Raw genomic sequence first — 21,761 nt, forward strand, 5'->3', positions numbered from 1 at the left:
CGGCCGCCTTCCGCCCGGCACCGACCGGTCGGCCGGGCTTCGGCTGCGGCGGCGCCGCGCGCTCAATCTCTTCGGTTCCCTTTGAAAAAGTCCGACTTCCACTACGAACTCCCGCCCGAGCTGATCGCCCAGGCCCCGTTGCCCGAACGCTCGGCCAGCCGGCTGCTGGTCGTGCCGCCGGCGCCGGCGCCGCTGCAGGACCGCAGCTTTCGCGACCTGACCGAGCTGCTGCAGCCCGGCGACCTGCTGGTGTTCAACGACACTCGGGTGATCCCGGCGCGCCTGTTCGGGCAGAAGAGCACCGGCGGCCGGGTCGAGATCCTGATCGAACGCCTGCTCGGCGGCTCCGAAGCGCGCGCCCAGTTGGGCGTCAGCAAATCGCCCAAGCCCGGCGCGCGCATCGCCCTGGACGCCGGCGGCGAGGCCGAGGTGCTCGGCCGCGACGGCGAGTTCTACCGTCTGCGCTTCCACGTGCCCGAATCGCTGGAGCACTGGCTGCTGCACGCCGGCCGCCTGCCGCTGCCGCCGTACATCCAGCGCGAGCCCGGCCACGACGACGACGAGCGCTACCAGACCGTGTTCGCGCGCGAAGTCGGCGCCGTCGCCGCGCCGACCGCCGGCCTGCATTTCGACGAAGCTTTGCTGGAACGGTTGCGCGGGCGCGGCATCGAGTTCGGCCACGTCACCCTGCACGTCGGCGCCGGCACCTTCCAGCCGGTGCGCGCCGAGCACCTCGACCAGCACGTGATGCACAGCGAATGGCTCAACGTCGGTGCCGGCCTGATCGAGCAGATCCGCCGCACCCGCGCCGCCGGCGGCCGGGTGATCGCGGTCGGCACGACCGTGGTGCGCGCGCTGGAAAGCGCGACCCGGCACGAGGGCGGGCAGAGCGGCGAGGGCGAGTTGCAGCCCTTCGCCGGCGAGACCCGCTTGTTCATCCTGCCGGGCTACCGGATCCGCTCGGTCGACGGCCTGATCACCAATTTCCACCTGCCCGAGAGCACGCTGCTGATGCTGGTCTCGGCCTTCGCCGGCAAGGAGCGCATGTTCGCCGCGTATGCGCATGCGATCGCCGAGCGCTACCGCTTCTTCTCCTACGGCGACGCCATGCTGCTGTGGCCGACCGCCGCGACGTAGCCCCGCCGCCACAACCCGAAGCCGACAGGCCGCAGCATGGCCGTTGCGCTTGATCGGCAACGACCTGCGACAGCCCCCTTTCCGATGACCCGATTCCCCCAGCGCGTCGCCCCATGCGCCGCAACCTTCCATCAAGGAGCCCGCGCATGAGCCGCATGTCCTTCCAACTGCTCGGCCAGGACGGCGCTGCGCGCCGCGGCCGCCTGACCTTCCCGCGCGGCGTCGTCGAAACCCCGGCGTTCATGCCGGTCGGCACCTACGGCTCGGTCAAGGGCATCATGCCCGAGCAGGTGCGCGAGCTCGGCGCGCAGATCATCCTCGGCAACACCTTCCATCTGTACCTGCGCCCGGGCCTGGAGGTGATCGGCGACCACGGCGGCCTGCACGGTTTCGCGCGCTGGAACGGGCCGATCCTGACCGACTCCGGCGGCTTCCAGGTGTTCTCGCTCGCCCACCGGCGCAAGATCACCGAGCAGGGCGTGACCTTCGCCTCGCCGGTCGACGGCAGCAAGGTCTTCCTCGGCCCGGAAGAAAGCATGCATATCCAGCGCGTGCTGGATTCGGACATCGTGATGATCTTCGACGAATGCACCCCGTACCCGGCCACCGAGGAGGTCGCGCGCAAGTCGATGGAACTGAGCCTGCGTTGGGCCGAGCGCTCCAAGCGCGCCCACGAGGGCAACGACGCGGCCTTGTTCGGCATCGTCCAGGGCGGCGTCCACCACGGCCTGCGCACGCGCTCGGCGCAGGGCCTGCAGGCGCTGGGCTTCGACGGCTATGCGATCGGCGGCCTGGCCGTGGGCGAGCCGGAGGCCGAGCGCAACGAGATGCTCGAGCACACCTGCCCGCAGTTGCCGGCCGACCGGCCGCGCTACCTGATGGGCGTGGGCCGGCCCGAGGACCTGGTCGAATCGGTCGCGCGCGGCGTGGACATGTTCGATTGCGTGATGCCGACCCGCAATGCCCGCAACGGCCATTACTTCACCTCCACCGGTACGGTGCGGGTGCGCAACGCCAAGTACGAGCGCGACCTGCGTCCGATCGAAGAGGGCTGCGACTGCTACGCCTGCGCCAACGGCTTCAGCCGCGCCTACCTGCGCCACCTGGACCGCTGCAACGAGATGCTCGGGCCGATGCTCGGCACCCTGCACAACCTGCGCTACTACCAGCGCCTGATGGCACAAATGCGCCAGGCCATCGAGCAGGGAACCTTTGCCGCCTTCCGCGAGTCCTTCTACGCCGCCCGCAGCTGACCGGCCGCGGGCGGCCCGCCGGCGGCAGGGGCGGTCGCGCGGGCCCGTCCGGGGCCGGCGACGGCTCCGAACGCCGGCGAATGCGTGGTCAAAAACGTGCCACGGGCCCCATTCCGGGGCCGCCGTCGGCCCCGGTCCGGCCGTGGCATAATCCCCGACTATTTTCGTTCCAGGACTTCAAGATGAACCTGCTCGACCTCCTGATCGCCCCCGCCTACGCCCAGGCCGCGCCGGCCGGCGCGCCGCAGGGCGGCCTGTTCGGCGGCGGCCTCGGCGGCCTCGTCCTGCCGCTGGTGCTGATCGCCGTCATGTACTTCCTGATCTTCCGCCCGCAGATGAAGCGCGCCAAGGAACACCGGGCGATGCTGGACAAGCTGTCCAAGGGCGACGAAGTGCTGACCAACGGCGGCATCGCCGGCACCGTGACCGACATCGGCGAGAACTTCATCACCGTGGAAATCGCCGCCAACGTGCGCATCCGCGTGCAGAAGGGCGCGATCGCCAACGTGCTGCCCAAGGGCACCTTGAAGTCGGCCTGATCCGACGCCGCCACGCCATCTTCAATCGCGGCGGCCGGGGAGGCCGCCGCAGGGGTTTTCGATGCTGACCTTCGCGCGCTGGAAATACTTCGCCATCCTGGTCGTCCTGGTCGTCAGCGTGCTGTACGCGCTGCCGAACGCTTATCCGCAGGATCCGTCCGTACAGATCTCCGCCGCGCGGTCGGGCAGCACCCAGATCGACGCCGCGCTGGCCAAGCGCGCCGCCGACCTGCTGGCCCAGGCCAAGATCCCGACCAAGTCGGTGCAGGTCGAGGACCAGGGCAACCTGATGGTGCGCCTGAGCGACACCGAGCAGCAGACCCGCGCCGCCGACCTGCTGCGTCCGCAGCTGGGCAGCGACTACGTGGTCGCGCTGAGCCTGGCGCCGACCGTGCCGGGCTGGCTGGAAGCGCTGGGCGCCAAGCCGATGCCGCGCGGCCTGGACTTGCAGGGCGGCGTGCACTTCGTGATGCAGGTCGACCAGGCCGCGGCGCTGAACAAGCGTCTGGAGGCCTACGTCGAAGACGTCCGTGCGACCCTGCGCGACAGCGCCGTGCCTTACACCTCGGTGGTGCGCCGCGGCAACGAGGCCATCGTCGCCACCCTGGCCGGCAACGCCGACGCCGACAAGGCGCAGAAGCAGCTGCGCACCGCTTTCCCGACCCTGACCCAGGACCTGGAAGGCCGCACCCTGACCCTGAACATTCCGCAGTCGGAACTGCAGCGCATCTCGCTCGACGCGATCGAGCAGAACCTGACCACCCTGCGCAACCGCATCAACGCCTTCGGCGTGGCCGAGCCGGTGATCCAGCGCCAGGGCACCGACCGGGTGGTGATCCAGCTGCCGGGCCTGCAGGACACCGCCGAAGCCAAGCGCCAGATCGGCGCCACCGCGACCCTGGAATTCCGCGCCGTGGTCGGCGACGAAGCCGCCGCCGCGGCCGCCGTGCGCGACCGCAACGTGCCGCCGGAAGCGCGCGTGTACTACAACGAGGCCAAGCAGCCGCTGCTGCTGTCCAAGCGCCTGCTGGTGTCCGGCGACCAGTTGGTCAACGCCATCCCCGGCAACGACCAGCAGGGCCAGCCCAGCGTGAGCATCACCCTGAACGCCATCGGCGGTCAGCGCATGCTCAACCACACCCTGGAAAACGTCGGCAAGCGCCTGGGCATCGTCTACGTCGAGCAGATCCCGGTCACCGAGATCGTGGACGGCAAGGAAGTGCGCACCACCCGCACCGAAGAGCGCGTGATCAGCTCCTCGCGCATCCAGGGCGTGTTCGGCAAGGACTTCCAGACCACCGGCCTGAGCCGCGACGAAGCCAACAGCCTGGCCAAGCAGCTCAAGTCCGGCGCCCTGGCCGCGCCGATGACCTTCGTCGAAGAGCGCGTGGTCGGCCCCAGCCTGGGCGCCGACAACGTCAAGCGCGGCACCACCGCGGTGCTGTACTCGTTCGTGTTCGCGCTGACCTTCTTCCTGATCTACTACCGTATGTTCGGCCTGATCACCTGCCTGGCCCTGCTGCTGAACCTGCTGATGGTGGTGGCGCTGATGTCGATGATCGGCGCGACCATGAGCCTGCCGGGCTTCGCCGGCCTGGCCTTGTCGGTGGGCATGTCGGTCGACGCCAACGTGCTGATCAACGAACGCATACGCGAGGAGCTGCGCGCCGGGGTGCCGCCGCAGGCGGCGATCGCCAGCGGCTACGACAAGGCCTCCGGCACGATCTTCGACTCCAACATGACCGCGCTGCTGGCCGGCCTGGCGCTGCTGGCGTTCGGCACCGGCCCGCTGCAGGGCTTCGCGATGACCATGATCATCGGCATCCTGACTTCGGTCTTCACCGCCGTGACCGTCTCGCGCGGCATCGCCACGTTGATCTACGGCAACCGCCGCAAGCTCAAGTCCATCGCGATCTGACGGGAGAACCCAGACATGAAGATTTTCCCGCTGACCCTGCTGCCCAACGACGCCAACGTCAACTTCATGAAGTTGCGTTGGGTCTCGATCGCGGTGGCCGCGCTGATCATGTTCGTCGCCATCGGCGCCATGGTCACCCGCAACTTCAACTACGCCCTGGACTTCACCGGCGGCAACCTGGTCGAAGTGCACCTGGCCAAGCCGGTGGGGCTGGACACGGTGCGCGAGCGCCTGGCCGCCGACGGCTACGACAGCGCCCAGGTGCAGACCTACGGTTCGGGCAACGAACTGTTGATCCGCCTGCAGCCGCGCGAAGGCGACTCCGGTTCGGCCGCCACCGCCCACGCCGCCGAGGCGGTGATGAAGGCGGTGTCGGGCGCCGACAACCAGGCCAAGATCCTGCGCAACGAGTTCGTCGGCCCGCAGGTCGGCCGCGAATTGGCGCTCAACGGTCTGTACGCGCTGCTGTTCGTGGTGGTGGGCTTCCTGATCTACATCGCCTTCCGCTTCGAATGGAAGTTCGCGGTCGCCGCGATCATCACCACCCTGCACGACGTGATCGTGGTCGCCGGCTGGTTCGCGATCTCCGGCCACGAGTTCGACCTGACCGTGCTGGCCGGCATCCTGTCGGTGATGGGCTACTCGATCAACGACACCATCGTGGTGTTCGACCGCGTGCGCGAGAACTTCCGCTCGATGCGCGCCGATCCGGAAACCGTGCTGAACAAGTCGATCAACCAGACCCTGTCGCGTACGGTGATCACCTCGTTCGTCGCCTTCCTGACCGTGTTCGCGCTGTACCTGTACGGCGGCGGTTCGCTGCGCGGCATGGCCGAGTCGCAGATGATCGGCATCATCATCGGCACCCTGTCGTCGATCTTCGTCGCCTGCCCGCTGCTGACCCTGGGCCTGCTCAAGGTCAGCAAGCAGGACCTGTTGCCGAAGGCCAAGGACGAGGCGGCGCTGGCGCGTCGTCCGTAACCGCCGCCGCTGGGGCGCCTGCGGCATCGGCGCCGGAACCGCTGCGAAGAAAAGGCCGCGCGTACGCGCGGCCTTTTTCTTTGCCCGCGGGCCCCGGTGGGGCGGCCTGCGAGCGCGTGGCCGCAACGCCGTATCCCCGGGGGAGCGGTCGATGGGGGGCTGGGTCGATGCGGCCCATCCTGGCCCCCGGGGCCATGCGGGCGGGCAGAAGCATCGTTTATTGCACTCTACAAGGATGATTGTAGAATGTGCTCATAAACGACGATTCCGCCGTTTCGGCCCTTTCCGCCCTCGCGCACACCGATCGCCTGGCGGCCTTCCGCCTGCTGGTCCGCAAAGGGCCCGACGGCATGCCGTCGGGCGAGATCGCAGATGCGCTTTCGATTCCGCCGACGCGGATGAGCTTCCATCTCGCCGCGCTGGAGCGCGCGGGCCTGCTGAGGTCCTGGCGAGACGGGCGACGAGTCCTGTACGCCGCGAGCTATGACGACATGCGCCGGCTGCTTGCCTTCCTGACCGAGGACTGCTGTTCCGGAAATCCGGAAATCTGCGGCTCCCTCATCGATCCCGTCGCTGCCTGCGCTGCGGAGACCTGCCCATGAGCACCGGCCAGCCGTTCAACGTCCTGTTCCTGTGCACCGGCAATTCGGCGCGCTCCATCCTGGCCGAAGGGGTCCTGCGCCAAGTCGGTGCCGGTCGCTTCACTGCCTTCTCCGCGGGGAGCCATCCCCGGCGCGAGGTGAATCCCTTGGCATTGGAGGTTCTGCGCGAGTCCGGTTATCCCGTCGACGCAATGCGATCGAAGTCGTGGGACGAGTTCGCCGTTCCCGGCGCGCCGCGCATGGACTTCGTCTTCACCGTCTGCGACCGGGCCGCCGGCGAAGCGTGCCCGGTCTGGCCGGGGCAACCGGTGACCGGGCACTGGGGGATCGAAGACCCAAGCCACGAGGACGGGGGCGAGATGTGGAGACGGGCAGCGTTCCGAAAGGCGCTGGGCTATATGGAGAACCGCATCAACGCCTTCGTGGCCCTGCCGTTGGCCTCGCTGGAGCGATCGAGCCTGGCGGCCAGGGTGCATGAAATCGGACAGTTCGAGGGCGCGTCCATGCGGCGCCCGGACCCCACCTGAGGCCTTTTGCATGACCGTTACGATCTATCACAATCCCGATTGCGGTACGTCCCGCAATACGCTGGAAATGATTCGCCGATCCGGGGAACAGCCGGTGGTGATCGAGTACCTGAAGACGCCGCCGTCGCGCGAAGCGTTGGCCGAATTGATCCGGGCGATGGGCCTGACGGCGCGAGATTTGCTGCGCCGGAAGGGAACGCCTTACGCCGAGCTGGGGTTGGACGATCCCGCACTCTCCGACGAGAAGTTGCTGGACGCGATGATGTCGCATCCGATCCTCATCAACCGCCCGATCGTCGTATCCGAGAAAGGCGCCGCTCTGTGTCGGCCGTCCGAACGAGTGCTGAGTCTGCTGGCCCACCCGGTGGCCTCTTACACGAAAGAGGACGGCGAAGTGGTGGTCTGGGCAGGAGCCCGGACGTGACTCAGCCCGTCTCGATGGAGTTGCCGAACATCGATCTGACCCAGCTCAATGCGATCGATGTCGAGTCGCTCGCGGCTCCGGGCGACCCTCGGCACCCGCCACGCATCCTCATCCTTTACGGCTCGCTGCGCGAACGCTCCTACTCGCGCTTGCTGGCCGAGGAGGCCGGCCGGCTTCTGCGTTGGTTCGGCTGCCAGGTGCGCACTTTCGATCCCCGCGACCTGCCGCTTCCCGACGCGGTGAGCCCGGATCACCCGAAAGTGACCGAACTGCGAGAGCTCGCCGACTGGTCGGAGGGCATGGTCTGGGTGAGCCCGGAACGCCACGGCGCGATGACGGGAATCATGAAGGCGCAGATCGACTGGATTCCCTTGGCGTTGGGCGCCAGGCGGCCGACGCAGGGCAAGACCCTGGCCGTCATGCAGGTCTGCGGCGGCTCGCAGAGCTTCAACTCCGTCAATCAGATGCGCACGCTCGGCCGTTGGATGCGGATGGTCACGATCCCGAACCAGTCTTCGGTCGCCAAGGCGCACCTGGAGTTCGACGACGCCGGCCGGATGAAGCCCTCCGCTTACTACATGCGGGTGGTCGACGTGTGCGAGGAATTGGCCAAGTTCACTTGGCTGGTCCGCGGACGCTCCGGCTACCTGACGGACCGCTACTCCGAGCGTGTCGAGGATGCCGAAGCGCTTTCGAAACGCGTGAACCAGCGTTCCCTGTGACCGGCTGGCGGGTTCGCGATCGCCCGATTGCGGGCGCGTCGGAGCCTTGCGCTAAGACGCCGGCGCCGCCGGCCGGGTAACGCCGATTCTGCTTTCTCCCTGCCGCCGCGCGACATGGCCGTTCCGCTTTGTTCGGCCGTTGCGCCATCATGGCGTTGCCGCGTTGCCGCGTTGCCGCGTTGCGGCGGACGATCGGTTTCCGGCGACCGGGTTCTTGCAACCCGCGCGTACCTGCCCGGGTGCGGCGGTCGCCCCGAACAGAGGATGCGATGGCGTGGCAAATCGGCAGCAGATCGAAGACTGGAACGGCGCCGTCGGCGAACGCTGGCTGACCTATAACGACTGGCTCGACCGGCGCACCGCCGCCTACGGCCGCGACGCGCTCGATGCGGCCGCGGCGCAGCCGGGCGAAGCGGTGCTCGACATCGGCTGCGGCGCCGGCGCGACCGTGTTCGAACTGGCGCGTGCGGTCGGCGAGGGCGGCTCGGTGACCGGCGTGGACGTGTCCGAGCCCTTGCTGAGCCGCGCCCGCGAACGCGCCGCGGCCTTGGCGCTGCCGGTCGAGTTCCGCCTGGCCGACGCCAGCCGCCCGCTGTTCGCGCCGGCGCGGTTCGACCTGCTGTTCTCGCGCTTCGGGGTGATGTTCTTCGACGATCCCGTCGCGGCTTTCGCCGAATTGCGCAAGACGCTCAAGCCCGGCGGCCGGCTCGCCTTCGCCTGTTGGCAAGGGCCGGACCGGAACGATTGGTATCGCTGGCCGCTGCGCGCGATCGCCGAGGCGATCGCGCTGCCGCCGTCCGATCCCGACGCGCCCGGCCCGTTCGCGTTCGGCAAGCCCGAGCGGGTGCGCCAGGTCCTGGGCGAGGCCGGTTTCGACGCGGTCGAGCTGCGCGCCTTCGAAGCGCCGTTCTACCTCGGCGAAGGCGACGATCCGGATGCGGCCGCCGCCGACGCCTACGACCAGGTGATGCGGGTCGGCCCGGTCGCGCGCTTGCTCGCTGCGCAGGAGCCGGCGGTGCGCGTGCGCGCCGAGGCGCGTCTGCGCGCGGCCTTGCGCGAACTCGCGCGCGAGCGCGGCATCGCGATGATGGGCGCGACCTGGACGGTGACGGCGCGGGCCGCGTGATCCGGCGGGGTGCCAGCGGCTGAGGGGCGGAGCGCGGCGGCTGCGCTCAACCCGTTGCCTCCCTGCGCGAGGCGGCGAGCAGGTTGCAGAACAGCGCGCCTTGCTCGATGGCATCGTCGAGCGCGACGTGGGTATGCGGCAGCCGGTCGAACCAGGCCTTGGGCATGCGCCGCTTGGTCGATTCGCGGTAATCGGTCTTGAGCACGGCCATCGCATAGGACTTGATGTCCAGCGCCGAATGCGAGAACGGGCTGCGGCCGGCGAAGCGGATCAGGTACCAGTACACGAACAGGAAGTCGTAGGCGGCCGGATAGCCGACGAACACCGGCTTTCCGGGCAGCGCGTCCAGCCACTCGACGTAGGCGCGCATCGCCGCTTCGGGCGCCTGCGGGTCGCGCCGGCAGGCGTCCCAGGCGGCGCGGTTGTCGGCCCACCAGCGCATCGTGTCGGGGTGTCCGTGCGCCCCAGGCAGAGTGTCCAGATTGGCCGAGAACGTGGCGACCAGGGTCTTGTCGGCCAGGTACGCCGCCGAGGCGAAGCTCAGCATCGAATGCGGGCCCGGAATCGGGCCGTCGGCCTCGACGTCGGTGCTGACGTAGATTTCGGGTTTGCTCATGGGGTCCGTCCGTTGACGTGGCTGCGCCGCCCGCCGGCGCGGCAGCGCAACGGCACGGTTGCGGCGATTGTGCGGCAAGCCCGCGCCCCGTGCAGCCGCGGCGCAGCCCCGTCGCAGCGCTTGCGGCGCATCCGCGCAAACGAAAACGCCGCGACCGGTCGCGGCGTTCTGCGTGTCCGGCTGGGGTCGGAACTCAGTCGAACGCGTTGGCGTAGCCGGTGTTGACGATGCGCTGCTGCAGCGCGTCGGCCACGCGCAGGTTGCCGGCGACGATCTGCCGCGGCGGCAGGCCGCGGTTGTCCATCGGGCCGCTCGGGCGGCCGCGGAAATCGACCACCTTGCCGCCGGCTTCGCGCACCATCAGCACGCCCGCCGCGACGTCCCAGGGCTTGAGCCCGGCTTCGAAGTAACCGTCGGCGCGGCCGCAGGCGACGTAGGCCAGGTCGAGCGCGGCCGAACCGGTGCGGCGCACGTCCTCGACGTCGATCAGCAGATTGTCCAGGCACTTGAGGTGGGCGCTGGCGTTGGCGCGCTCGCGCGGCGGGAAGCCGGTGATCAGCATGGCGCCGTTCAATTCCTTGCGCTCGGCGATGCGCACGCGCTTTTCGTTGAGCTGGGTGCCGCTGCCGCGGCTGGCGGTGAACAGGTCATTGCGCAGCGGGTCGAAGATCACGCCGTGGATCGGCTCGCCGTTCTCGCACAGGGCGATGGACACGCAGAAATGCGGGATGCCGTGCAGGTAGTTGCTGGTGCCGTCGAGCGGGTCGATGACCCAGGTGAAGCGGGCCTGGCCGAGCGGACCGTGTTCTTCGCCGAGGATGGCGTAGTCCGGGGTGGCGCGGCGGAATTCCTTGATGATCTCGGCCTCGGCGAGGCGGTCGACCTCGCTGGCGTAGTCCATGCGGCCCTTCTCGACGATGTTCAGCGCGTCCACGCGGTGCATGTGGCGGAGCAGGACGTTGCCGGCGGCGCGTGCGGCTTTGACCATGAGGGTGACGGCGGGTTTCTGCATGGCTTACGGCCTCGAGCGTGTGAGGAGGGGCGGGACTGGCGGGGAGAAAGAGCGCAACCGGCGCGGGGCCGGGGCGGGGAGTTTACCATCTGCGCATGAACGCCGATCCCCGCAACCCCCCGGCGCCGCTCCAGGCGCCCGAAAATGCCAACTCACTTGAGGCTGCGTCCGCCGCGACCGACCCCGCCGCCGCCCGCATCCGCATCGTCCTGGTCGGCACCCAGCACCCCGGCAACATGGGCTCGGCGGCGCGGGCGATGAAGACCATGGGCCTGTCGCGGCTGGTCCTGGTCGCCCCGGAAAAGCCGATCGACCGCGACGCCTACGCGATGGCCGCCGGCGCCGACGACGTGCTCGAGGCCGCCGCGGTGCTGCCCGACCTGGCCGCGGCGGTGGCCGACTGCCATCTGGTGCTGGGCTGCACCGCGCGCAGCCGGCGCATCGCCCTGGAAGAACTGGCGCCGCGCGAGGCGGCCGCGCGCATCGACGGCCGCGCCCGCGGCGGCGGCGAAGTCGCGTTGGTGTTCGGGCGCGAGCGCACCGGCCTGGACAACGAGGAGCTGCAACTGTGCCATGCGGCGGTGCACATTCCGGCCAACCCGGCGTACAGCTCGCTGAACCTCGGTGCCGCGGTGCAGGTGCTGAGCTACGAGCTGCGCATGGCCTCGTTGGCCGCGACCGCCGCCGGCGGCGCCTACGAGCGCCGCGATCCGCCGGCTTCGCATGCGCAGTTGGAAGGCTTTTTCGGCCAGCTCGGCGACGCCCTGGACGCGATCGATTTCCACAAGGGCCGCACGCCGGATGCGGCGATGCGCAAGCTGCGCCGTCTGTTCCTGCGCGCCGACCTGGACGAGCGCGAGGTGCGGTTGTTGCGCGGCGTGCTGGCCGACGTTGAACGCACGGCGATGTTGGCGGGGCAGCGGCGCTGAGGTCGCGACTGCGCCTTCGCTGCGGCGAAAGCGAGCGGCCGCTCCCGGGGTCGGCGGTGCGAACGAGCGCGGCAGAGCCGGCCCGGAGAGTGCGATGCCTTGGGCCGGGCGGCCCATCGGGCGGCTGAGGCGGGGGCGCGGGCCGATGGACGGCGGGGCGGCCCCGGTTCCGGTCCGGGCTCGGTTTCGATTACGCTCGCTAGGCAATCCGACCAGGTGACGACTGTTGAGCGTTAGCGCGCGGAATTCCGGTTCGCGGTGGGGGCGGGGCCTGGTCCAGGCATTGCTCCTGTGGGGCGCGTTCGCCGCGTTCGCCGCGACGGCGGCGTCGCACGAGCTGCGCGGCAGCCACAAGGAGGGCTCGGATGCGCACGTGCTGGTGCTGGGGCGTATCAGCGACGATCCCAAGACGCACTACGAGCAGCTCAAGCCGCTGCTCGATTACGTGGTGCCGCGCATGGCCGACGTCGGCATCCGCGAAGGCCGGATCCTGATGGCCAAGGACGCGCAGCAGATGGCCAGCTATCTGCGCCGCGGCCGGGTCGACTGGGTCAGCGAGACCGCCGGCACGGCGATGCTGCTGCGGCAGCGCGCGCAGGCGCGGCCGCTGCTGCTGACCGAGCGCGACGGGGTCAGCCACTATCACTCGGTGTTTTTCGCGCGCCGCGACAGCGGCCTGCGCACGCTCAAGGACCTCAGCGGCCACAACGTGGCCTTCCAGCGCCCGTCCTCGACCAGCGCCTACTTCGTTCCCGCCGCGACCTTGCTCGAACAGGGCCTGGCGCTGGAGATCCTGTTGTCGCCGACCGATCGCATCAACCGCGGCGCGGTGGGCTATCTGTTCGCGCGTTCGGAGCTGAACATCTCGACCTGGGTGCACAAGCGCCTGGTCGATGCCGGGGTGATGAGCAACCTGGACTGGGACAACCCGCGCCGGGTGCCGGATGCGTTCCGCCGCGACTTGGTGGTGATCGGCCGCAGCGAGGACTATCCGCGCGCGCTGGAACTGGTCCGCGGCGATCTGGATCCCAAGGTCGCCGCGCGGCTGCGCGAAGTGCTGATCGACGCCGCCGGCGACCCGGAGGCGGGCGAGGCCCTGCTGCGTTTCTTCAAGACCACCCGCTTCCTGCCGATCGACGCCGCCTCGCAGCGCACGCTCGACCACATCGGCGACGGCGTCGCGCGGGTCCGCGCGGAGGTCGAATGAAGCTGCGCGCCGGCTTGCAGGCCAAGTTCCTGGCGATGATGGCGGTGGCCTGCCTGGTCGTGACGGTGCTGATCGCGATGCTGCTCGGCCGGCAGGAGCGGATGCAGACCGAGGTGGTCGGAATCAGCCGCGAGGCGATGCGCGACACCATGGCCGAAAGCCTGCGCCGGCACGGCGAGGGCGAGGTGGCGCAGTTGGCCGGTTCGCTGACCAACCCGCTGTACTACTTCGACCTGGACGCGATCGGCGAACTCGGCCGCGCGGCGATGAACAACCCCGGCGTGCGCTACGTGCTGGTCTACGACAGCGACGGCAACATCGTCCACGACGGCAGCGAGGAAATCCCCAGCTACGGCAAGCGCATGGACGATGCGATGGCGGCGCAGGTGGTGCGCGCGCAACGGCTGCATGCGCAATGGACCGAGACCACGCTCGACGTGTCGGCGCCGATCAAGATCGGCCAGCAGCGCCTGGGCGGGGTGCGGGTGGGCTACGACCTCAAGGCCATGCGCGCCTACCAGGACGGCGCCCTGGACAAACTGCGCAAGCGCCTGGACGAACTCGGCCGGCGCCAGCTGCTGTGGGTCGGGGTGCTGAGCCTGGGCCTGCTCGCGCTGGGCGGGCTGATGCTGTGGCTGATCCAGCGCTGGCTGGTCAATCCGATCCGGCAACTGGCCGACGCCGCGCAGGCGATCGAGAACGGCCAGTTCGACAGCGCGCCCGCGGGCGGGCAGGGCAACGACGAGGTCGGCGATCTGATGCGCGCGTTCGGGCGCATGAGCCAGAGCCTGGCCCGGCACGATCGCGACATCCGCCGCATGGCCTACACCGATGCTCTCACCGGGCTGGCCAACCGGCTGGCGTTCCGCGAAGCGCTGGACCAGCGCCTGCTGCACTTGCGCAACGGCGGCGGCCAACTGGCGCTGCTGTTCGCCGACATCGACGATTTCAAGCGGGTCAACGACACCCTCGGCCACGATGCCGGCGACGAGGTGCTGCTGCAGTTCGCCCAGCGCATCCAGCAGACCGTGGCCCGGATCGGCGGCGAGCATGCCTTGCTGGCGCGCTTCGGCGGCGACGAGTTCGTGATCTTGGTCGAGGGCGAAGGCGGCCGCGACGGCGAGGCCCGCGGCATCGCCAGTCACTTGGCCGAAGTGCTGGTCGGCGAGCTCGGCCAACCGATCGTGGTCCACGACCGGCAGGTGTTCCTGGGCACCTCGGTCGGCGTGACCTTGTACCCCGAAGACGCTTCGGGGGCGACCGGGTTGATGAAGAACGGCGACATCGCGATGTACCAGGCCAAGGTCGCCGGCAAGAACTGCTACCGCTTCTACAGCCGGGCGATGGACCAGGCGGTGGAGCGCCGCGTGCATCTGGAGCACGAGCTGCGCGGCGCCTGGGACCGCGGCGAACTGAGCCTGGTGTACCAGCCGGTGTATCGCCTCGCCGACGGCGCGATGGTCGGCGCCGAAGCGCTGCTGCGCTGGAAGCATCCGGAGCAGGGCCTGATCGCGCCGTCGGTGTTCATCGACGTAGCCGAGCAGAGCGGCCTGATCGAGACCCTGGGCCCGCAGGTGCTGCGTGCGGCCTGCGAGGACGCGATGGCCTGGCAAAAGGCGCGCCCGGACGCCGAGCCCTTGTTCGTTTCGGTCAACGTGTCGCCGCGCCAGCTGCGCAGCGGCGACCTGCCAAAGACCGTGGCCGACTGCCTGCACGACACCGGGCTGGCGCCGCACTACTTGCACCTGGAACTGACCGAAACCGCGGTGATCGGCGACGAAATCCACGCCAGCAACTTGTTGACGCGGTTGCGCGCCAGCGGGGTCAAGGTGTGGCTGGACGACTTCGGCACCGGCTTTTCCGGCCTGAGCCATCTGCGCCGGGTGCCGGTGGACGGGGTCAAGATCGACCGCAGCTTCATCGCCGACGTGCTGCGCGACCCGGACGACCTGGCCCTGACCACGGCGATCATCGCCATGGCGCATTCGCTGGGCATCACCGTGGTCGCCGAGGGCGTGGAGAAGGAGGGCCAGTACGCGGTGTTGCGCGAGCGCGGCTGCGACCTGGCGCAGGGATACTGGCTCGGCCATCCGGTCAACGCCCAGGAATTCCGCGCCTTGCTGATCTCGTAAGCGGCCACGGGACGCGCAGCCCGCCCAAGGCTTGCGCGGCCACATCGAAGCTCAAATCCACCGCCCCTGTAGGAGCGACGTAAGCCGCGACCACCGCAGCGGTGCGATACCACGCCGCTATTCCGAAGCCCGGCTACGCGCAACGACTACGCCCGGCTGTCCGAGCTTCGGCAGCTGCGCTTGCGTCACGTCGCTGCGGTTGTCGCGGCTCGCGCCGCTCCTACAGAAACAGACGCCGAAGCCGGTAGCGGTTCCGGGGTAGGAGCGGCGCAAGCCGCGACCACGGGACGCGCAGCACGCCCACGCCCTGCGCGGCTTCGCCGAAGCCCGAATCCACCGCCCCTGTAGGAGCGGCGTAAGCCGCGACCACCGCAGCGGTGCGATACCACGCCGCCTTCCGAAGCCCGGCTACGCGAACGACTACGCCCGGCTGTCCGAGCTACGGTCGCTACGCTTGCGTCACGTCGCTGCGGTTGTCGCGGCTTGCGCCGCTCCTACAGAAGCGGCTGCGACGCGGTCCGGCGTCGTCCTCAACCGATCTTGCGGCCCGCCAGGTCGATCCATTCCGCCGCGGTCTGGGCCAGGGTGCCGGAGAGGATGCCGAATACGCCGACCGCGGCGGCGCCGGCGATCCAGGCCAGGCCCATCAGTTTGCCGTCGCGTTCGAGCAGGGCGAAGGCGAACAACAGCAACAGCGCGCCGAACAGGAAGTTGGTGAACGGAATCGGCAGCGACAGCAGGATGCCGAGCAGGATCAGCAACAGCCCGGTAAAGGCATTGGCCAGGCGATGGTCGAGCAGATAGGTCGCGCGCGGGCTGACCACGCGCTCCAGCCGCGCCAGCCATGGCGACAACAGGTTGCGGAACTTGGCCATGGCATGGCGGTGCGGCCCGCGCCGGGCGATGAAGCCGGGCAGCCACGGTTTCCGCAGCCCGATCAGCAGTTGCAAGCCGACCAGCACCACCAGCGGTCCGCTGACCGCGCCGCCGACCCCGGGGATCGGGATGAAGGCGGGCAGGGTGGAGACGAACAGCAGCATGCCGAAGGAGCGGTTGCCGAGCCCGGCGAACACGTCGCCGAAGCGCACCACCTCGTCCGGATCGCCGGCGACGATCGCATCGAGCAGGGCGCGGGTGCCGGCTTCGTGCGGGCGCGGGCCGCGCCGGCGGCGCGAGCGCGGATGCTCGCCGTCGCCGTCGCCGTCGGCGGGGCCGCGGTCAGCCGCCGAGCTCATCGTCGCCGGACTCCTGCGTCCTCGCCTGCGGTTGCAGCAGCAGTTTGTCGATGCGCGGGCCGTCCAGGTCGATCACCTCGATCCGCCAGCCGGTCCAGGCGAAGTATTCGCCCACATGCGGGATGCGGCCGAAATGGGCGATGACCATGCCCGCGGCGGTATGGAAGTCGTGCTCGTCCTCGTTCGGCAAGCGGCCGCCGCCGACGACTTCGCGCAACTCTTCCAAGGGCAGGGCGCCGTCGATCAGGTAGGAGCCGTCCTCGCGCTGCACCACCGGGCCGGGCTGATCGTCGGACTCGGCGGTCTGGACCCGGCCGATCACCGCGCCCATCAGGTCGTTGACCGTGACCAGGCCGGTGACGTCGCCGTACTCGTCGACCACCAGGGCCAGCGATTGCTGCTCCTCGCGGAAGATCTCCAGCAATTTCAGCGCATGGGTCGATTCGGATACGAACAAGGCTTCGCTGAGCTGGCCGAACAAGTCCGGCACCTCGCCCGGCACGCCGAGGGTGGCCAGCAGGCTCTTGGCCTCAAGCACGCCGAGCACGTCCTGGTCGCTGCCGCGATAGACCGGGAAGCGCGAGAACGGCGACTCGCGCATGGTCGCCAGGTTCTCCTCCAGCGGCGCCGCCGCGTCCAGCCAGGCGATCCGCGTGCGCGGCGTCATCAGGCTTTCGGTGGTGCGGTCGCCGAGGCTGAGCACGCGGTTCATCATCTTGCGCTCGTCGGCGTCGATCACGCCCTGCTCGTGGCTTTCGGTCACCAGCAGGCGGATCTCCTCTTCGCTGATCTCGCTGCGGGCGTCGTCCTTGATCCCGAGCAGGCGCAGCACGCCGCGGTTGATCGCGCCGAGCGCCATCACCACCGGCTTGGCGAAACGGGCCAGGCCGTCGAGCACGACGGCCACGGTGCTGGCGATCTTCTCCGGGTTGGTCAGGGCCAGGCGCTTGGGGATGAGCTCGCCGAAAATCACGCTGGACGCGGTGATCAGGGTGACCGCGGTGCCGATGCCGATGCTGCGCGCGTACTGCGCGGCGTCGGGTACGACGGAGCTGATCCAGCCGGCGATGACCAGGCCGATGGATTCGCCGCCGAAGGTGCCGGTGAGCACGCCGATCGCGGTGATGCCGACCTGCACTGTCGAGAGCAGGTGGTCGGGGTGCTCGGCCAGGGCCAGGGCGGTGCGGGCGCCGCGGCTGGTCTCGGCCATCTGCTTCAGGCGCAGCTTGCGCGAGGTCATCAGCGCCATTTCCGACATCGCGAAGAAGGCGTTGAGGACGATCAGGGCGGCGACGATCAGAAGTTCCAGCATCGGCAATGCCTCCTGCGGCCGGTGGAATCACGGAGGGGGCGCATTGCGCGGCGGGAGCGGGCCGGGGTACGGCCGGGCGGCGGTTTTGGGTCGTCGTCCATTGTGAGAGGCGGAAAAACGGGAAGGGGGGCCGAGCGGCCGGCGGGGCCGGCGCTCTGACCGGCCCCGATCTTAGCAGGCCGCCTGGCGGCGGCCGGGGCGGTCGGGTCGGTTCCGTCGCGGCGGGCCGGCCGGGACGGGTCTGCCGGGCGAGGGGCGAGCAGGCCGACCGTGCCGGCTGCGCTGTCGGGTGGGCGTGAAAGCCGCCTGCATGCGGCGCTGCGACGGCCTTCGGGTATCGGGTGGGGGCGGCCGAGGCCGGCGTCAAGGTGGGCGGGCGCGCCTCAAACCGTCATAATCGCGCCCGCAAACCCTTTCGGCCCCGGCGGCCGGCAACCGCGGCCACAGGCCCAGAGGCACCCCAGCATGTTTTCCCTGCAGACCATTTTCGGCCAAGGCAATCAGTTCTACACCCTGCTCGAGGAGGCTGCGGTCGCCGCCCATGACAGCACCAAGGCCCTGTACGACATGCTCAAGGCCTCGGACCGTCAGCCGGCGCTGGATGCGTTCAAGCTGGCCCGCCAGCGCGAACGCGAGACCTCGGACAAGATCAGCCAGGAATTGGTCGACAGTTTCATCACCCCGATCGAGCGCGAGGACATCGAGGCGCTGAGCTCGGCCCTGTACAAGATCCCCAAGCAGGTGGAGAAGTTCGCCGATCGCTACTCGCTGGCCACTCGCCACCTGGAGCACATCGATTTCGCCCCGCGCGCGGCGATGCTGGAACAGGCCGCCGCGGTGGTGGTGAAGATGGTCCACCAACTGCGCCACCTCAAGCTGGAGACGATGAAGGCGCTCAACGACCAGTTGCGCGCGCTGGAGAACGAAGCCGACCGGCTGATGCTGGAGCTGTACCGCGACATCTATTCCGGCCAGCTCGACAACCTGCAGATGTTCCTGCTCAAGGAGTTCTTCGAGATCCTGGAGAAGGCGATCGACCGCTGCCGCGAGGCCGGCGTGGTCGCCTACCAGATCGTGCTCAAGAACTCCTGAGGCCCGCGCCATGCTTACGCTGGTCCTGGTGGTGATCCTCGCGGCGTTGATCTTCGAGTACGTCAACGGCTTCCACGACACCGCCAATTCCATCGCCACCGTGGTGGCGACCAAGGTGCTCTCGCCGATGCAGGCGGTGATGCTCGCGGCTTCGACCAACCTGATCGGCGCGCTGTGGGGCACCGCGGTGGCCAAGACCATCGCTTCGGGCCTGATCGACGCCGGGGTGGTCGAGGTCGGCTCGCAGCTGCTGCTGTGCGCCCTGCTCGGCGGCATCGTCTGGAACCTGATCACCTGGTGGCTGGGCCTGCCGTCCTCGTCCTCGCACGCGCTGATCGGCGGCCTGTGCGGCGCGGCGCTGGCGGCGGCTTCGAACAACTGGCACGCGGTCATCTGGTCGCATCCGGCCGATCCGATCTGGAAGAGCGCCGGCGTGCTGTGGAAAGTGATCGTGCCGATGGTGACCTCGCCGGTACTCGGCTTCGCCGCCGGTTTCCTGGTCATGGGCGTGCTGTTCGCGCTGATCTCGGGCATGGCCGCCAGCGGCGGCCTCCTGCGGCGGATGGCGCGGCCGCGCTGGGTCAACGGTTTCTTCGGCAAGGCGCAGTTGCTCAGCGCCGCCGGCATGGGCTTCGCCCACGGCATGAACGACGCGCAGAAGACCATGGGCATCATCGCCCTGGCCCTGATCAGCGCGCAGCAGGCCGGCACGCTGGACAACCTGCCGGCGTGGCTGGCGTTCCTGCACCCCTCGCCGGGCGCGATCGCGCACAACGACATCGACACCTGGATCAAGCTGACCTGCGCCGTGGTGATGGCGGCCGGCACCGCCGCCGGCGGCTGGCGGATCATCAAGACCCTGGGCCACAAGCTGGTCAAGCTGCATCCGATCCATGGCTTCGCCGCCGAGACCAGCGCGGCCTCGGTGATCATGGCCGCCTCGTCGCTGGGCATTCCGGTCTCGACCACCCACAACATCTCCGCCGCGATCATGGGCGTGGGCACGGCCAAACGCTTCAATTCGATCAAGTGGACCGTGGTCGAGAAGATGATCTGGGCCTGGATCCTGACCATTCCGGCGGCCGGCGGCATCGCCTACGGCCTGTTCGAGCTGATGCGTCTGTTCGGTTGGGTCTGAGCCGCCGCCTCGGCGGGGTCCTGACGAAAAAAGCCCGCTTCGAGCGGGCTTTTCTTTTGTGCCGAACCCCCGTGGGCCGCGGCTCCCGCAAAAGCGGCAAAAGCGACGAGGCTCGGCTCAGAGCAGGTCGCCGTTGGCCGACAGCACGCGCTCCATGCGGTCGCCGACGCCGCCGATCTCCAGCACCAGGCGCTGCACCTCGGCGCCGTCCAGGCTTTCCAGCGGGCGGTTCTCGCACAGGTGCAGATAGGGCACTCCGTCGAGATCGCCGATCGCCAGGTAGCCGACGTGGCTTTCCCAGTTGAACGCCAGCGCGCGGCGTGCGTCCAGGCCGGTGGTCGGCGCGATCGCGGTGGCCACGCGCAGGAACGGGCGGCCGTCGTCGTCCATCAGCTCGGACAGGAAGATCGCCTGGTGGCGGGTGCCCTGCTCGAGCGAGAGCTCGATGCAGATCACGCTCTCGTCGTGAACGGTGAGGTGGAACCCGGTCCGGGTCAGGTGCTGGCGGATCTGTTCGAACTGCATGGGGGCGACTCCTGCGCGCTACAGCGGCTTATGCTACCGCGATGGACAGCGAAACTGCCGCCGCACGCATCCGCGCCGCGATCCGCGCGATTCCCAAGGGCCAGGTCGCCGGTTACGGCGAGATCGCCCGCCGCGCCGGCCTGCCGGGCCGGGCGCGCCTGGTCGCGCGCCTGCTCAGCGAGAACGAGGACGCCAAGCTGCCCTGGCACCGGGTGCTGCGTTCGGACGGGCGGATCGCGTTCCCCGAGGGGTCCAAGGGCTATCGCGAACAATCGCAGCGTCTGCGTGCCGAGGGGGTGACGGTGGAGAAGGGGCGGGTGAGCGGCCAGCGCGCCGCCGCGACCCTGGACTCGCAGATCTGGGGTCCGGCGGACTGAATCCCGACCGCCTGCGCAAGGCCTGTGCACATGGCGCTCACGGCGCCGGGGCGGGGCAGCGGCTACCATAGCGGCCGGTCCGAGGAGTCGCGATGTTTTCCAGTATCCCGCCGGTCACCAGGAAACTGCTGATCGCCAATGTCGCCGCGTTCGTTTTGCAATGGCTGTTGAGCTGGAGCCCGTCGACGCAGTCGTGGGTGCTGTGGCTGGAACTGTGGCCGTGGCTTCCGGCCAAGTTCGATTTCGTCGGGCCGGGCTTCATGCCCTGGCAGTTGCTGACCTACGGTTTCCTGCACGGCTCGGTCGGCCATCTGGTGTTCAACATGCTGGCGCTGGTGATGTTCGGCGCCTCGTTGGAATATCACTGGGGCGCCAGGCGCTTCGTCGTCTACTACTTCGTCTGCTTGCTCGGTTCGGGCGTGTTGCAGTTGCTGTTCGCGTCCTATGCGGTGCGGCACGGCGAGTTCTATCTGACCCTGGGCGCGTCGGGCGCGATCTACGGTCTGTTGCTGGCCTACGGCATGTTGTTCCCGCACCGGCGGGTGACCTTGCTGCCGTTCCCGATCGTGCTCAAGGCGCGCACGTTGGTGATCATCTATGCGATCGCGGCGGTGGTGTACGGCGTGTTCGCGCAGGGCAGCGGCATCGCGCATTTCGCCCACCTCGGCGGCATGTTGATCGGTTGGCTGACGCTTCTCTACTGGCGCCGGCGTCCGCCGGGCGGGGGCAATGGCGGCAATGGCCGTGATGCGCGCCGCGAAGCCTTGTTGCAGCGTCGCCGCGCGTCGAAGCTACGGGTCGTGAAGTAACTCCAGAGGGTAGCAGCGGCGCGAGCCGCGACCCCGGGACGCGCAGAATAATCAACGCCTTCGCTATCGATCGAAGCTCGAAACCCTCGCGGGGGTAGGAGCGGCGCAAGCCGCGACCGCCATCCTTCACTCTCGCCGCGCTTTGTCC

The 21,761-nt window shown here is 69.2% G+C and carries 22 protein-coding genes; 17 read left to right on the forward strand and 5 right to left on the reverse strand.

Features of this window, described 5'->3' with window-relative positions; translation table 11 throughout:
• Positions 1-81: 81 nt before the first annotated feature.
• The 10 genes from queA (at position 82) to TX83_RS13285 (ending at position 9,229) form a co-directional block, all read left to right on the forward strand.
• Complete coding sequence (gene queA, locus TX83_RS13240) at positions 82-1,137, forward strand: tRNA preQ1(34) S-adenosylmethionine ribosyltransferase-isomerase QueA (protein ID WP_064748421.1); 1,056 nt, start codon at positions 82-84, stop codon at positions 1,135-1,137.
• 146 nt (positions 1,138-1,283) lie between these two features.
• The gene (tgt, locus tag TX83_RS13245) at positions 1,284-2,390 is read left to right on the forward strand and encodes a tRNA guanosine(34) transglycosylase Tgt (RefSeq protein WP_064748422.1); all 1,107 of its coding nucleotides are present in this window, start codon (positions 1,284-1,286) and stop codon (positions 2,388-2,390) included.
• A gap of 182 nt (positions 2,391-2,572) precedes the next feature.
• Positions 2,573-2,929, forward strand: a complete 357-nt coding sequence (gene yajC, locus TX83_RS13250) for a preprotein translocase subunit YajC (protein WP_064748423.1) — start codon at positions 2,573-2,575, stop codon at positions 2,927-2,929.
• A gap of 61 nt (positions 2,930-2,990) precedes the next feature.
• Positions 2,991-4,847: a protein translocase subunit SecD gene (secD, locus tag TX83_RS13255; RefSeq protein ID WP_064748424.1), complete on the forward strand. Its 1,857-nt coding sequence runs from the start codon at positions 2,991-2,993 to the stop codon at positions 4,845-4,847.
• A gap of 15 nt (positions 4,848-4,862) precedes the next feature.
• Positions 4,863-5,828, forward strand: a complete 966-nt coding sequence (gene secF, locus TX83_RS13260) for a protein translocase subunit SecF (protein ID WP_064748425.1) — start codon at positions 4,863-4,865, stop codon at positions 5,826-5,828.
• 248 nt (positions 5,829-6,076) lie between these two features.
• On the forward strand, positions 6,077-6,430 hold the full coding sequence (locus tag TX83_RS13265; RefSeq protein WP_428992564.1) for an ArsR/SmtB family transcription factor: 354 nt from the start codon (positions 6,077-6,079) through the stop codon (positions 6,428-6,430).
• Entirely contained in the window at positions 6,427-6,957 is a 531-nt protein-coding gene (locus tag TX83_RS13270) for an arsenate reductase ArsC (RefSeq protein WP_064748426.1), read from the forward strand. The genes TX83_RS13265 and TX83_RS13270 overlap by 4 nt, the downstream gene beginning before the upstream one ends.
• A gap of 10 nt (positions 6,958-6,967) precedes the next feature.
• Positions 6,968-7,381 carry an arsenate reductase (glutaredoxin) gene (gene arsC / locus TX83_RS13275; protein WP_075575152.1) on the forward strand — a complete coding sequence of 138 codons (414 nt, stop codon included), beginning with the start codon at positions 6,968-6,970 and terminating at the stop codon, positions 7,379-7,381.
• A gap of 14 nt (positions 7,382-7,395) precedes the next feature.
• Positions 7,396-8,103, forward strand: coding sequence for an arsenical resistance protein ArsH (arsH, locus tag TX83_RS13280; protein ID WP_064748428.1), 708 nt, complete (start codon positions 7,396-7,398; stop codon positions 8,101-8,103).
• Between the two features lie 274 nt (positions 8,104-8,377).
• Positions 8,378-9,229 (forward strand): class I SAM-dependent methyltransferase, encoded by an 852-nt coding sequence (locus TX83_RS13285; RefSeq protein WP_064748429.1) that lies wholly within the window; start codon positions 8,378-8,380, stop codon positions 9,227-9,229.
• A gap of 46 nt (positions 9,230-9,275) precedes the next feature.
• Here the strand turns inward: TX83_RS13285 and TX83_RS13290 are convergent, their stop codons facing one another.
• Positions 9,276-9,845, reverse strand: coding sequence for a hypothetical protein (locus tag TX83_RS13290; protein WP_064748430.1), 570 nt, complete (start codon positions 9,843-9,845; stop codon positions 9,276-9,278).
• A gap of 193 nt (positions 9,846-10,038) precedes the next feature.
• Positions 10,039-10,857 (reverse strand): inositol monophosphatase family protein, encoded by an 819-nt coding sequence (locus TX83_RS13295; protein WP_064748431.1) that lies wholly within the window; start codon positions 10,855-10,857, stop codon positions 10,039-10,041.
• 95 nt (positions 10,858-10,952) lie between these two features.
• Here TX83_RS13295 and TX83_RS13300 point away from each other — a divergent pair, with 95 nt between their 5' ends.
• From TX83_RS13300 to TX83_RS13310, 3 genes are all read left to right on the forward strand, one after another.
• The gene (locus TX83_RS13300; protein WP_079248217.1) at positions 10,953-11,786 is read left to right on the forward strand and encodes an RNA methyltransferase; all 834 of its coding nucleotides are present in this window, start codon (positions 10,953-10,955) and stop codon (positions 11,784-11,786) included.
• Positions 11,787-12,012: 226 nt separating this feature from the next.
• Positions 12,013-12,993 (forward strand): phosphate/phosphite/phosphonate ABC transporter substrate-binding protein, encoded by a 981-nt coding sequence (locus tag TX83_RS13305; RefSeq protein WP_428992565.1) that lies wholly within the window; start codon positions 12,013-12,015, stop codon positions 12,991-12,993.
• Positions 12,990-15,125 carry a putative bifunctional diguanylate cyclase/phosphodiesterase gene (locus tag TX83_RS13310; RefSeq protein ID WP_064748432.1) on the forward strand — a complete coding sequence of 712 codons (2,136 nt, stop codon included), beginning with the start codon at positions 12,990-12,992 and terminating at the stop codon, positions 15,123-15,125. Before TX83_RS13305 ends, TX83_RS13310 begins: the two co-directional genes overlap by 4 nt.
• Positions 15,126-15,655: 530 nt before the next feature.
• On the opposite strand, the gene TX83_RS13315 is transcribed toward TX83_RS13310, so the two are convergent.
• Positions 15,656-16,360: an exopolysaccharide biosynthesis protein gene (locus tag TX83_RS13315; protein ID WP_079248218.1), complete on the reverse strand. Its 705-nt coding sequence runs from the start codon at positions 16,358-16,360 to the stop codon at positions 15,656-15,658.
• Positions 16,344-17,672: a hemolysin family protein gene (locus tag TX83_RS13320; protein ID WP_064748433.1), complete on the reverse strand. Its 1,329-nt coding sequence runs from the start codon at positions 17,670-17,672 to the stop codon at positions 16,344-16,346. Before TX83_RS13320 ends, TX83_RS13315 begins: the two co-directional genes overlap by 17 nt.
• Before the next feature lie 465 nt (positions 17,673-18,137).
• Between TX83_RS13320 and TX83_RS13325 the strand changes: the two genes are divergently transcribed.
• Both TX83_RS13325 and TX83_RS13330 read left to right on the forward strand, forming a co-directional pair.
• Positions 18,138-18,764, forward strand: coding sequence for a DUF47 domain-containing protein (locus TX83_RS13325; protein ID WP_064748434.1), 627 nt, complete (start codon positions 18,138-18,140; stop codon positions 18,762-18,764).
• Positions 18,765-18,774: 10 nt separating this feature from the next.
• Positions 18,775-19,902 (forward strand): inorganic phosphate transporter, encoded by a 1,128-nt coding sequence (locus TX83_RS13330; RefSeq protein WP_064748435.1) that lies wholly within the window; start codon positions 18,775-18,777, stop codon positions 19,900-19,902.
• Positions 19,903-20,019: 117 nt separating this feature from the next.
• Here TX83_RS13330 and TX83_RS13335 read toward each other — a convergent pair whose 3' ends face one another.
• Positions 20,020-20,427 (reverse strand): hypothetical protein, encoded by a 408-nt coding sequence (locus TX83_RS13335; RefSeq protein WP_064748436.1) that lies wholly within the window; start codon positions 20,425-20,427, stop codon positions 20,020-20,022.
• 41 nt (positions 20,428-20,468) lie between these two features.
• Between TX83_RS13335 and TX83_RS13340 the strand changes: the two genes are divergently transcribed.
• Positions 20,469-20,804 carry an MGMT family protein gene (locus TX83_RS13340; protein WP_079248219.1) on the forward strand — a complete coding sequence of 112 codons (336 nt, stop codon included), beginning with the start codon at positions 20,469-20,471 and terminating at the stop codon, positions 20,802-20,804.
• 92 nt (positions 20,805-20,896) lie between these two features.
• Positions 20,897-21,613: a rhomboid family intramembrane serine protease gene (locus TX83_RS13345; protein WP_064748438.1), complete on the forward strand. Its 717-nt coding sequence runs from the start codon at positions 20,897-20,899 to the stop codon at positions 21,611-21,613.
• The last annotated feature ends 148 nt before the right edge of the window (positions 21,614-21,761 follow it).

The sequence above is a fragment of the Lysobacter antibioticus HS124 genome (assembly GCF_000336385.2).
GTDB classification, from domain to species: domain Bacteria; phylum Pseudomonadota; class Gammaproteobacteria; order Xanthomonadales; family Xanthomonadaceae; genus Lysobacter; species Lysobacter firmicutimachus.